Raw genomic sequence first — 12,554 nt, 5'->3', positions numbered from 1 at the left:
CTACCTCATCACTCCCTTATTCACTTTTTTTAGCAAGCTGTCGGCTACCGTATTGCTAAAAAATATTAGCGCAGCACATAACATCACGATCCCCATCAACAAGGGAATGTCTCCACGTAGCCCCGCATCAATCGTCGCCTGACCTAAGCCTGGATAGGCAAAAACTTTCTCTGCTAATAATGCCCCGCTTAATAACTCACCAATAGACGCAAACTGTAAACAAATTGCGGGGGTGATGGCATGCTTTAGGACATGAAAGCCTATCATCGACCAGCCTTTATCTCCTTGGGCTTGTGCATAATGAATAAATTCACTGCTCATCACCTCAACCACTTTGGCACGTGTATGCAGTGCGATATTGCCGACGCCTAACATACCCAACGCAATGACAGGTAAAACCAGATGATGAAGTTTTTGTGAAAATGTTGCCGTTTGCTCATCCAAGCCTATCGGCCAAGCACAGCATATCGGCGCCCACTGTAATGTCACCGCAAACAGAGACAACAACAGCAAACCCACCCAAAAAACAGGAATTGAAGCAAGTAAATAGCATAACGTTGAAATAAGTTTGTCTGGCCAGCGGTTTAAATAACGTCCCGCGACCAAACCCAACGCAAAACCAACAACGCCAGAGAACAGCCAAGAGCTAATAAGTAGGGCTAAAGAAGGCACAAGGCGGTCAGCAATCACTTGAATTACTGGGGTGTTATAGAGCATGGAATAGCCCAAATCCCCCTGTAAGACTTGCGAAAACCAGCGCCAGAACTGAACCCACAGTGGCTGATCAAGCCCCCATCGAGCAGCAATGAGCGCATATTGCTCAGGGGGAACGTGCAGTAAGTCATTGCCGATATAGGCTTTTATTGGATCAATAGGCGAGTAACTCAGCAGGATAAAAATTCCTGCTGCCGTTACGGTTAATAAGCAAATAAATCGTAATAAAAGCCCGAGTGCGGTTCGCATTACTGACAGGTCCACGCCCATTCATCGACATTATTTAACACTGACCAAGAGCCGTGAATTTCAGGGGCACTGGTGCCTAAATCAACACAATTATTCAGTAAATAAATATGTTGCAGATTCATCAACCAAGCCCATGGGGCATCACCTTTAATACCCACCCCCGTGTTACCGTTCCAATCCACTTGTTGCCATAACGGGATCGCTGCGTCTTGGTCAGCTTGCGCTAACGCTTTTTCAATCAATTGATCGACTTCAGCATTTTTATAATAACCCGGGTTGTAAAAGCCAACACCCGCAGCCTTGCTGCTGTAATTATGGACAATTTCCATCGGGTCTAAGCTTCCCCAACCAAACAGTGTTGGATTCGCATGCATATTGAGTTCAACGGTTTCCCAGCTCCCCGATTTTAAGTCCATTTCGATACCAATCGGTTTTAAACTTGAACGAATAGCCTGAGCCAAATCGCGGCGTGTGGTATCGCCACTCGCATACCATAAGGTTAGCTTAGCCACTTTGCCGTCTTTTTCCCTTAAGCCATCTTTGTTTAGCGTCCACCCCGCCTCTTCTAAAATGGATTTCGCTTTCTCAAGATCGCCATCTTTAAAAGCGGAGTCTGGGTTATTCCATGGCAGCCCCGCGACGCCGGTATAAGCCGGTACGGCAAAACCTTCCAATACGGATTCTGCCAATAGTTTACGGTCAAGTGCATAGTTAATCGCTTTACGGACAGCAACATCAGAAGTGATGTCGTTACCGATAGGGTTACCTTGAGCATCTTTCTCACCCGCAGGTGGAATTGGGAAAGAGATACCGCGATTTTCCACACTATAGCGTTCAACCAATTTCATATTTTTCACATTATTGGCATTTGCCGCTACCGCAGCGGGAATACGGACGATTTCCAGTTGATTGCTTTGTGCTGCAGCAAAGGCCGCATCTTCATCAAGGAAAACAAAGACCATTTTACCAAAGGCATTTTTTGGCCCTGCATAATATGGATTTTGCTCAACAATCAGTTGCTGCCCCGGCTGGAATGCGACTAAGCGATAAGGGCCTGCGCCAATCGGGTTATGTGCATAGGTTTTCGCATCATATTTATCGGCACAAACAATCCCTAACGAGCCTAGTACATTCACAAAGGTACTTTGTGGGGAAGATAACGTGATTTTTACGGTGAGTGGGTCAATTTCCTCTGCTTTGGCAAAGTTGCCCATGTCCACCTTACCGCCACTTGCTGCGGCATTGTTATAGGTAAAAACCACATCTTTGGCGGTCAATGGAGAGCCATCGGAAAATTTTAAGCCTTTTTTCAGCTTGAGTGTCCACTGTTTACCATCTGCATTATGTTGATAACTTTCAAGCATATAGCTATGCCATGAAAGGTCAGCTTTTTGTTTCAGTAATGGGCTATGCAACAGTAGGTAGCTGCCGTGGCTCCACCCGAGCATGGGGTCAAAACCCTCAGTTGGCTCTGAACCAATCGCTAAACGTAAAGTTTGTGATTGAGCCGGTTCAACTGCTTGTGCTTGCAGTGTGAGCCCCATCAGGCACATTGCTGCAACGATATTTTTAATCATACATCCCTCTATAGATAGGTTTTATTTTTTATTTCAAACCACCAATGTCGTTATTTTCATTGATGTCGCTATCGGTGAGATATTTACTAAGTGTAAGGTAGCAAATATGAGTTATATTAAATTTAATGTCTTGATTGCTAGGCGCTACATCAATAGAACAGCGAATTTAATCGAGAAACCGCTAAAATTAAGTCGTTATTTGACCTACCTTAACAACTACTCATCTATTTCTTTGTCAAATTCAATTGGGTTAGAACGCAAGGATAAATTAGTAATAAAATTAGGGTCATTCGACTGCCTTGATTGCAACCGAAACTGGGAAGGTGTCATATTATATTTTCGCTTAAAAACATCACAAAAATAAGCATTGCTACCAAAGCCGCAGCGATGACTAATTTGAAAAACAGAATAGTTCGAAAACGTCAAATAATTCAACGCCATCCCCATGCGAACATCTAACAATAATTGACGAAAAGACACCCCTTCGCGGTTCAAATGGCGGCGCAATGTTGAAGGTGTCGTAAATAACGCTTTCGCAACATCGTCTAAATGCCATTTTTTTTGCGGTTCTTGAGTTATCAAATGGGTAATCGCTTGGTTTTTCGGTTCATCATAATTGAAACGAAAAAGATTCAGAATATCGATACCTTCTTGATATATTGCCATTAAAATAAAATATAGGCTCTGTTTCATTAACAATGCTTCTTGGGATTCACTCTGTTTTTCTAATGGTAAGCATTGTTTTAACAAACTAAAGTTATCTCTCACGGTTTCTGGGGGAGAAATATGGTAAATCGGTTGGTGGCTAGTCAGAGGCGCACCAGACTTCATCAATGTTTTCAGTAATAAAAATACCGCTTGTAATTCTTCTGCTGACATCGACAAGGTGTGTAACTCAAGCGGCTGCTTCACGGTGTTACACACAATATTGCAGGAAACTTGGCTGTATTTAGGAATAATTAAGGTGACATCGCTTTCAATTTCAATGGATTGGCCATTGATCACGATATTTCCTTTCGCGCCAGTTAGCATGGCTATCATCGCGCTTTCAATATAAAACGCTTTTAACACCATTTGGCTTTTCGAAAGAAAGAATTTATATTCCATAATCTCTATAAACTGCCGTTAATGTCAGAATGACTTCCCAAGAAAAGGGATTGTTGAATAGATATAAGGTAACGTCGTAAACATCTCCACCCCATATCAGTGCGGCTGAGAATATAGTCCTGTTACGCTGAAATCGCAATATAGATATACGCTCATTTTTTACTGTTATTTTGATGGTTGTTATATTTTCTAAATAAAATGCTGTTTAATTGAAAGGCAAATTTCGATATAAGGTGTAGAATCGCGCGGCAGACAAATGTAGCTGACAACACTGCATAATAATAATTTTAGTGTTCATTCTCATCCTACCCTACTTGCATTAGCTTTTACATCATAAGTACCCAATTTTTGTTTGGGCTATAGCTAAACATGTTCGCGTATTTTTAGTTGACTGAGTTGCAGGAGAAAGTATGTCTGATTTTTCAGGATCAGGCTGGTTAGCTGAAATCTTTTTACGATATGAACTAAAACGTGGCGTCACCCGCTTAACGGATAAACAACATATCGGCCCTTTAATGGTTCAGCGGCCATTCTACCCCGAGCAAGGAATTGCACACACGTATTTACTTCATCCACCCGGTGGCGTTGTCGGGGGGGATAAACTTCTTATCAATATTGATGTTCAACCACACGCCCATGCGCTATTGACCACGCCTGGAGCGACAAAATTTTATCGTAGTGCAGGCGGTGTTGCACGGCAAGTACAAACCTTAACCGTGGCACCTAATGGGTTCTTAGAGTGGTTACCTCAAGAAAACATTTTTTTCCCTGAGGCGCAAGTTCGCTTAGAGACCCATGTGCGGATCGCAAGTTCATCAAAATTTATCGGCTGGGAAATCCAGTGTTTAGGCCGCCCAGTATTAAACGAGCAATTCGACAACGGTAATATTCGGGGCCGATTGCAGTTTTATATTGATGACAAGCTCACCCTGGCGGAATCTATCTTTATCGACGGTTCTCAAAAACAGTCGGCTGTCATGCGTGAGTTTCCCATGGTCGGTTCTTTGTATATCTACCCCGCCAGCGATGAGTTGAAAGCTGAACTTCAAGATAGCTTGGCCTGTTTTTTCTCTACAGATGCTAGGCCGCTTGAGTATGGGCTAACTGATGTGGATGGTATTTTAGTTTTGCGGCTATTAGGCTCCCAAACCGAGCCAATGATGGCCTGTTTTGCCCATATTTGGCAGGCAACAAGGCAATACTGGTTAGGTTATTGCCCTGAGCCACCGCGTATTTGGGCAACATAAACGTTTTTTTAGGAGCAAAAAATGGAACTAACCCCAAGAGAAAAAGATAAATTATTGCTTTTTACGGCAGGCCTCGTCGCAGAAAGGCGTTTAGCGCGTGGATTAAAGCTCAATTACCCTGAAGCGGTCGCGCTAATCAGTTGTGCGATTATGGAAGGTGCCCGCGATGGCAAAACGGTTGCCCAATTAATGAGCGAAGGCAGAACCGTGTTAACCGCAGAGCAAGTAATGGAAGGCGTGCCAGAAATGATCAAAGACATCCAAGTGGAATGTACATTTCCTGATGGCACAAAGTTGGTTTCTATCCACGACCCAATTGTATAGGAGGCAACATGATCCCCGGTGAAATTAAAGTCAATCAAGCTTTAGGTGACATCGAACTCAATGCAGGCCGAGAAACCCAAATAATCCTCGTCGCAAATACAGGCGACCGCCCGATACAAATTGGCTCTCACTACCATTTTTACGAAGCGAACGAAGCGCTAAAATTTGCACGTGAAGGCACGCTTGGGTTTCGTTTAAATATCCCTGCGGGAATGGCCGTTCGTTTTGAGCCCGGACAGAGTCGCACTGTTGAGTTAGTCGCATTTAGCGGTAAAAGAGAAATTTACGGTTTCCATGGCAAGATCATGGGAAAATTAGAGAGTGAGAAATAATCATGAAAACCATCTCACGGCAAGCCTATGCGGATATGTTTGGCCCAACAACGGGTGACCGCCTACGCTTAGCAGACACAGAATTATTTTTAGAAATTGAAAAAGATTTCACGACTTATGGTGAAGAGGTCAAATTTGGTGGCGGTAAGGTCATTCGTGACGGTATGGGACAAAGCCAAGTAACCAGCGACCAATGCGTTGATGTGATAATCACCAACGCCATTATTCTAGACCATTGGGGCATTGTTAAAGCCGATATTGGCATTAAAAATGGCCGCATTGCGGGTATTGGTAAAGCTGGCAACCCTGACGTGCAGCCGAATGTCGATATCGTGATTGGCCCCGGTACTGAAGTGGTTGCAGGCGAAGGCAAAATTATCACCGCGGGTGGCGTTGATACCCATATTCACTTTATTTGCCCACAACAGGCTGAAGAAGGCTTAGTGTCAGGCGTCACCACCTTTATTGGTGGCGGAACCGGCCCTGTCGCGGGCACCAATGCCACGACCGTCACGCCTGGTATTTGGAATATGTACCGCATGTTACAAGCGGTGGACGAGCTGCCGATTAATGTCGGTTTGTTTGGGAAAGGCTGCGTCAGTAAACCCGAGGCTATCCGCGAACAAATTGAAGCGGGAGCAATCGGCTTGAAAATCCACGAAGACTGGGGCGCGACCCCGATGGCTATCCATAACTGCTTGAATGTGGCTGATGAAATGGATGTCCAAGTCGCCATCCACTCCGATACATTAAACGAAGGCGGTTTTTATGAAGAAACCGTAAAAGCCATCGCTGGGCGTGTGATCCACGTGTTCCACACCGAAGGTGCTGGTGGCGGCCACGCCCCTGATGTGATCAAATCGGTGGGAGAGCCCAATATTCTGCCTGCGTCAACTAATCCAACCATGCCATACACCATCAATACCGTTGATGAGCATTTGGATATGTTGATGGTTTGCCACCACTTAGACCCGTCCATTCCTGAAGATGTGGCATTTGCTGAGTCCCGTATTCGCCGTGAAACCATCGCCGCTGAAGATATTTTGCATGATATGGGCGCCATTTCAGTCATGTCTTCGGACTCACAAGCCATGGGGCGTGTTGGTGAAGTGATTACTCGTACTTGGCAATGCGCTCATAAAATGAAATTACAGCGAGGAACTTTAGAAGGCGATACACCAGAAAACGACAATAACCGCATCAAACGTTACGTGGCGAAATACACCATTAACCCCGCTATCGCCCACGGTATTGCCCATGAGGTCGGGTCGATTGGAAAAGGTAAACTTGCGGATATCGTCTTGTGGGATCCCGCATTTTTTGGCATCAAGCCCGCCTTGATCATGAAAGGCGGCATGGTTGCTTATGCCCCTATGGGAGATATCAACGCGGCTATCCCAACGCCTCAACCTGTGCACTACCGTCCAATGTTTGGCACATTAGGTAAAGCCAAATACCAAACGTCGATGATTTTTATGTCGAAAGCGGGGATTGATGCTGGCGTGCCTGAAAAACTCGGTTTGCAGAGCAAAATTGGTCGTGTGGAAGGCTGCCGAAATATTAGCAAGGCATCCATGATCCACAATAGTTATGTGCCGCATATTGAGCTGGACCCGCAGACTTACATCGTAAAAGCCGATGGTATTCCATTAGTTTGTGAGCCTGCAATTGAGCTGCCGATGGCACAACGTTACTTTTTATTCTGACCCCGACGAAAGAACTCGAACATGAAAAAATTCATTAAAATTATAGATAACCACCAAGCATCACACACTGAGTTATCCTTGTGTTTGACTATGGATGAGCGCACAAAGAGCCGCTTAAAAGTCACCTTAAGCGATGGCCAAGAAGCCGGGTTGTTTCTGCCACGTGGTACCGTGCTTAAAGAAGGCGATATCTTAGCCACTGAAGAGGGTGAGTTAGTCACCATCGAAGCGGCAAAAGAGCAAGTATCAACCGTTTATAGTGATGACCCTCTTCTGTTAGCGCGTGTTTGTTATCACTTAGGTAACCGCCACGTACCGCTGCAAATCGAAGCAGGCTGGTGTCGTTATTTTCATGACCATGTCTTAGATGATATGGCTCGTGTGCTTGGTGCGACCGTCAGTGTTGGTTTGGAAAAATACCAACCAGAGCCGGGGGCTTATGGTGGTTCATCCGGTGGGCATCACCACCATCATCACGATCACGATGATCATCATCACCATTAATCATATTTTGGAAGTTTATCCATGTTAGCGGATTTGCGTTTATATCAATTAGTCAGCCCGTCCTTGCCTGTTGGGTCATTTACCTATTCCCAAGGCTTAGAGTGGGCCATTGAAAAAGGCTGGGTAACCACGCCTGAAACGCTAGCAAGCTGGTTAACGGCACAAATGACCCATGCGATTGCGACATTGGAACTCCCTGTTTTACGGCAAATTCACACCCACTTATTGAGTGCTGATATGGAAAAAGTTTCCTATTGGTGTGAATTTATAATTGCCAGCCGTGAAACCAAAGAACTACGGTCAGAGGAGCGCCAGCGCGGCATTGCATTTGCCCGTTTGCTACCTCAGCTGGGTATTGAGCTTGATACAACCACATTGAGCTGCGTTAAACAAACTCAGCTAATGGCCTTCGCCCTCGCTGCGGTAAATTGGCAGATTGACGTTGAAAAATTATGTGCCGCATATGCATGGGGCTGGCTTGAAAACACAGTGATGTCAGGTGTTAAGCTTATCCCTTTAGGGCAAAGCGCAGGGCAAAACATCTTATTTACCCTTGCTGAACGCATACCCGAGGTGGTCACGCAATCGGCAATCTGGCCAATAGACGATATTGGCAGCTTTACCCCAGCACAAATTATTGCCAGTAGTCGGCATGAAACCCAATACACACGACTTTTTCGTTCATGAGAAAATGCTATGCAAGAATATAATCAACCCTTAAGAATTGGTGTCGGTGGGCCGGTTGGCTCAGGAAAAACTGCATTATTAGAAGTGTTATGTAAAGCCATGCGCGACACTTACCAAATTGCCGTTGTCACCAATGATATTTACACCCAAGAAGATGCCAAAATTTTAACCCGTGCCGAAGCATTAGATGCAGACCGCATTATTGGTGTTGAAACTGGTGGCTGCCCTCACACGGCTATTCGTGAAGATGCATCAATGAATTTAGCCGCAGTTGAAGAGCTCGCCATGCGCCATAAAAACCTCGATATCGTATTCGTGGAAAGCGGTGGCGATAATCTCAGTGCGACATTTAGCCCAGAACTGGCAGACTTAACCATTTATGTGATTGATGTCGCTGAAGGGGAAAAAATCCCACGTAAAGGCGGCCCGGGGATCACGCATTCCGATTTACTGGTGATTAATAAAATCGACCTTGCACCGTATGTCGGGGCTTCATTAGAAGTCATGGAAGCGGATACAGCAAGAATGCGCCCAGTGAAACCCTATGTGTTTACGAACTTAAAGAAAAAAGTCGGCTTAGAAACCATTATCGAGTTTATTATCGATAAAGGCATGTTAAGACGTTAATACATTTGTTCACCCTATAGGTTTTATCTATAGGGTGCCCAATTAACAAATGCGCGGTAAAGGCTCACTGTGGGGTAAATCTAATAACCTTGATGTACCGAAGATCCCAACTAATTTGACTTGTTTTTGCTCAGTCACACAGCCAATCGTGGCTGCATCTTTCCCTAATGGGTGTTGGTGTAGTGCAGCAAGGACTGCATTTTCCGCTTCAGGTTTCACCACAATCACTAATTTGCCTTCATTCGCAAAGTTTAACGGCTCTAAACCCAATAGCTCGCATACGCCCCTAACCGCAGAAGAGACAGGTAAATCGCCTTCATTAACAGCAATTCCATAGCCGCTGGCTTGGGCAAATTCATGTAGTATTGCCGTTACACCACCACGAGTTGCGTCTCGTAATGCTCGAACGCCGCCAATTTCACGTAACGGGGCGATTAATGGTGTTAATACTGCACAATCACTGCAAAGTTCTGCTTCTAACCCGAGCTGTTCGCGTTGGTTTAAAATAGTTGCTCCGTGGTCGCCCAACGTACCACTGACAATCACTTTATCCCCCACTTGAATATGCTGAGCTCCCCACTGAATATTGGTCGGGATCACGCCAATACCTGCTGTATTGATAAAAATTTTGTCTGCCGCACCGCGCTGTACTACTTTAGTATCACCTGTCACAATAGCCACGCCAGCCGCTGCTGCCGTTGCAGCCATCGATTCCACAATTAAAGTAAGTTCAGAAAGTGGAAAACCTTCTTCCAAAATAAAGCCGCAAGAAAGATACTTGGGTATCGCACCACTGACTGCGACGTCATTCACTGTACCGCATACAGCCAGTTTTCCAATATTACCGCCCGGGAAAAAAATTGGGTCGATAACATAACTGTCAGTACTGAATGCTAAACGGTCGCCCAATGCGGTCATTTCCGCCAGTGCTAGCCGAGCTTGGTCTTCCCGCTCATTCAACGCTGGGTTAGCAAATGCCTGCAAGAACAACTGTTCAATCAATTGCTGCATAGCCTGCCCACCACTACCATGTGCCATCGTCACCACATGATTACTCATTTATACCTCCCGACGATATTGGTAATAAGCTGCACAGGCGCCTTCAGAAGAAACCATCAGTGCACCAAAAGCGGTTTGTGGCGTACAACGGCGCCCAAACAACGTACATTCGTTGGGTTTGCAGCGCCCTGTTAATACTTCGCCACAACGAGCTAGCGGGTCATCCGCCACTTTATGAGGTTGTACCTGAAAACGCTTCTCGGCATCAAAAAACTGATAAGCTTGAGTTAATTGAACCCCTGAACCTGCAATTTCCCCCAATCCACGCCATTCGCTGGTTTGTTTGAGTTCAAAAACTTCTTCTAACGCCTTCATTGCCAACAGGTTACCTTCATCGGCCACAACACGTTTATATTGGTTTTCTACCTCACAACGGCCATCAGCGATTTGGTCAACTAACATGGCTAATGACTGCAAAATATCTAAGGGTTCGAACCCTGTGACCACCAAGGGTTTATGAAAGTCTTCGGTAATAAATTGGTAGGGATGCGCCCCGATCACCATACTCACGTGTCCCGGTGCTAAAAAACCGTCAATACGGACATCCGGTTGCTCAAGTAAGCTACGCAAGGTGGGAATGATCGTAATGTGCTGGCAAAATACACTAAAATTTGCTAATTGGCGTCGCTTCGCCTGCTGCAAGGTAATTGCCGTACTCGGCATTGTGGTTTCAAAGCCTAAGCCAAAGAAAACCACTTGCCGATGAGGGTGCTGCTCTGCCAATGCCAAAGCATCTAACGGTGAATAAACGATACGGACATCCGCCCCATTGCGTTTGGCGTCGAGTAAAGACCCCTTTTCCCCCGGCACACGCATTGCATCGCCATAAGTACAAAAAATAACCTCTGGGCGCTGCGCAATTTCGATACAGCCATCAATGCGTCCCATTGGTAATACACAAACAGGGCAACCCGGCCCATGAACAAACTCAATTTCAGCGGGTAATAACTGGTCAATACCAAACTTAAAAATCGCGTGGGTATGGCCACCACAGACTTCCATGAGTTGTAATGGGCGTCGTTTCGCTTGGGGTATTTCATTCACCCGTTGATGAATATGCGCCAACAGCGCTTTTGCAAGAACAGGGTCGCGAAATTCATCGACGTACTGCATCTGCCGCTCCTGCATTTAAACCACTAAAATCGCTGACCTCGTGGTCTAGCTGGCTCATCGCGGTTAACGCATCCAAAGTGGATTGCGCTTCTTCTTCATTGATGATACTCATGGCAAAACCGACGTGTACCAATACCCATTGGCCTAATAAATCAGCGGTTTCTCCTTCACAAATGAGGCCAATATTCACATCGCGTTTTACACCACAAACATCCACTTGAGCGAGTTGGTGAATGTCTTCACCAACGGCAACTATTTTGCCCGGAATACCTAAGCACATAGCTGTGTCTCCAACCATGCCAGCCATGCATCCATCCCTTCGCCGCATGTCGCAGACACTTGGATAACTTGGATATTGGGATTCACCTGTTTGGCATTAGCAATACAGGCTTCGACATCAAAATTCAGGTATGGCAATAAGTCAATTTTATTCAATAACATGATATCTGCTGCCGCAAACATATGTGGGTATTTGAGGGGTTTATCTTCCCCTTCCGTGACCGACAGCACCGCCACTTTATGGCGCTCGCCCAAATCAAAGCTAGCAGGACAAACTAAATTCCCCACATTTTCAATAAATAATAAGCTGTTATCGGCTAACTCTAAACGCGCTGTTGCATCGTGCACCATTTGTGCATCTAGGTGGCAGCCTTTTCCTGTATTCACTTGAATCGCAGGCACACCCGTTTCGCGGATCCGCTGTGCATCATTGGTAGTTTGTTGGTCACCTTCAATCACTGCACAATTGATTTTGTCACGCAGCCTTAACAACGTTTCTGTTAACAACGTGGTTTTCCCTGAACCGGGGCTAGAAACGAGGTTTAGCGCTAAAATATTCTTCTGGTTAAAATCTTCACGGTTATGCTCTGCCAGATGGTTATTTTTATCTAATACATCCATCTCGATTTGTAGCATGCGTTTTTGGCTGATCCCCGGTGCATGGGTACCCGCTTCACCGTGTCCATAATCAAGGTCATGATGTTCGCCAGCCGGTTTAAAACTTGCCTCTGCGGTTTGGTAAATATGTTTGTGCTTATGTTTGTGTTTATGCTTTTTAGATTTGCTTTCAGCAGGTGCGGGTTCATATTGGTGATAGTGGTTGTGAACATCACCTTGATGATAGTAATGGTGATGAATGATCACCGTTTGCCCGTGAGGTTCATGATCATGGTGATGGTCGTGATCATGGCCGTGATGGTGGTCATGGTCGTGATGATGATCGTGATGGTGGTCGTGAGCATGGCCGTGATGGTCATCACCCTCGATTTTGCGCTCTCCCGATGCACATCCACAAGTACTGCACATAAG

At 45.5% G+C, this 12,554-nt stretch carries 14 protein-coding genes; 7 read left to right on the top strand and 7 right to left on the bottom strand.

What is annotated here, in order from left to right:
* From G6Q48_RS02695 to G6Q48_RS02685, 3 genes are all read right to left on the bottom strand, one after another.
* Positions 1 to 963 carry an ABC transporter permease gene (locus tag G6Q48_RS02695; protein ID WP_166264377.1) on the bottom strand — a complete coding sequence of 321 codons (963 nt, stop codon included), beginning with the start codon at positions 961 to 963 and terminating at the stop codon, positions 1 to 3.
* Complete coding sequence (locus G6Q48_RS02690; protein ID WP_242685775.1) at positions 963 to 2,516, bottom strand: ABC transporter substrate-binding protein; 1,554 nt, start codon at positions 2,514 to 2,516, stop codon at positions 963 to 965. The genes G6Q48_RS02695 and G6Q48_RS02690 overlap by 1 nt, the downstream gene beginning before the upstream one ends.
* A 240-nt stretch (positions 2,517 to 2,756) precedes the next feature.
* Positions 2,757 to 3,647 (bottom strand): AraC family transcriptional regulator, encoded by an 891-nt coding sequence (locus G6Q48_RS02685; RefSeq protein ID WP_102137868.1) that lies wholly within the window; start codon positions 3,645 to 3,647, stop codon positions 2,757 to 2,759.
* Positions 3,648 to 4,057: 410 nt separating this feature from the next.
* On the opposite strand from G6Q48_RS02685, the gene G6Q48_RS02680 reads away from it, so the two are divergent.
* From G6Q48_RS02680 to ureG, 7 genes are read left to right on the top strand one after another with little or no spacing between them, the layout of a single operon-like run.
* Positions 4,058 to 4,894: an urease accessory protein UreD gene (locus G6Q48_RS02680; protein ID WP_166264373.1), complete on the top strand. Its 837-nt coding sequence runs from the start codon at positions 4,058 to 4,060 to the stop codon at positions 4,892 to 4,894.
* Between the two features lie 21 nt (positions 4,895 to 4,915).
* A complete protein-coding gene (locus G6Q48_RS02675; protein ID WP_004908484.1) occupies positions 4,916 to 5,218 on the top strand; it encodes an urease subunit gamma in 303 nt (100 codons plus the stop codon).
* Between the two features lie 8 nt (positions 5,219 to 5,226).
* Positions 5,227 to 5,550, top strand: a complete 324-nt coding sequence (locus tag G6Q48_RS02670) for an urease subunit beta (protein WP_102137870.1) — start codon at positions 5,227 to 5,229, stop codon at positions 5,548 to 5,550.
* A 2-nt stretch (positions 5,551 to 5,552) separates the two neighbouring features.
* Entirely contained in the window at positions 5,553 to 7,256 is a 1,704-nt protein-coding gene (gene ureC, locus G6Q48_RS02665) for an urease subunit alpha (protein ID WP_102137871.1), read from the top strand.
* A gap of 21 nt (positions 7,257 to 7,277) precedes the next feature.
* On the top strand, positions 7,278 to 7,760 hold the full coding sequence (gene ureE / locus G6Q48_RS02660) for an urease accessory protein UreE (RefSeq protein ID WP_166264371.1): 483 nt from the start codon (positions 7,278 to 7,280) through the stop codon (positions 7,758 to 7,760).
* Between the two features lie 21 nt (positions 7,761 to 7,781).
* Positions 7,782 to 8,447, top strand: coding sequence for an urease accessory protein UreF (locus tag G6Q48_RS02655; RefSeq protein WP_102137873.1), 666 nt, complete (start codon positions 7,782 to 7,784; stop codon positions 8,445 to 8,447).
* A 9-nt stretch (positions 8,448 to 8,456) separates the two neighbouring features.
* Positions 8,457 to 9,074 carry an urease accessory protein UreG gene (ureG, locus tag G6Q48_RS02650; protein WP_004908472.1) on the top strand — a complete coding sequence of 206 codons (618 nt, stop codon included), beginning with the start codon at positions 8,457 to 8,459 and terminating at the stop codon, positions 9,072 to 9,074.
* 42 nt (positions 9,075 to 9,116) lie between these two features.
* Here the strand turns inward: ureG and hypE are convergent, their stop codons facing one another.
* Genes hypE through hypB form a run of 4 tightly spaced genes read right to left on the bottom strand, consistent with a single transcriptional unit; the run spans position 9,117 to position 12,551 of the window.
* Entirely contained in the window at positions 9,117 to 10,133 is a 1,017-nt protein-coding gene (gene hypE / locus G6Q48_RS02645; protein WP_166264369.1) for a hydrogenase expression/formation protein HypE, read from the bottom strand.
* The gene (hypD, locus tag G6Q48_RS02640; protein ID WP_102137875.1) at positions 10,134 to 11,246 is read right to left on the bottom strand and encodes a hydrogenase formation protein HypD; all 1,113 of its coding nucleotides are present in this window, start codon (positions 11,244 to 11,246) and stop codon (positions 10,134 to 10,136) included.
* Complete coding sequence (hybG, locus tag G6Q48_RS02635) at positions 11,230 to 11,526, bottom strand: hydrogenase maturation factor HybG (protein WP_004257928.1); 297 nt, start codon at positions 11,524 to 11,526, stop codon at positions 11,230 to 11,232. Before hybG ends, hypD begins: the two co-directional genes overlap by 17 nt.
* On the bottom strand, positions 11,517 to 12,551 hold the full coding sequence (hypB, locus tag G6Q48_RS02630) for a hydrogenase nickel incorporation protein HypB (RefSeq protein ID WP_166264367.1): 1,035 nt from the start codon (positions 12,549 to 12,551) through the stop codon (positions 11,517 to 11,519). Before hypB ends, hybG begins: the two co-directional genes overlap by 10 nt.
* Positions 12,552 to 12,554 lie beyond the last annotated feature (3 nt).

It is taken from the genome of Providencia sp. M-27 (assembly GCF_011077905.1).
GTDB lineage: Bacteria > Pseudomonadota > Gammaproteobacteria > Enterobacterales > Enterobacteriaceae > Providencia > Providencia huaxiensis.
Note: the sequence above shows the minus strand (reverse complement) of the source record. Positions and strands in the feature narration are given on the sequence as shown.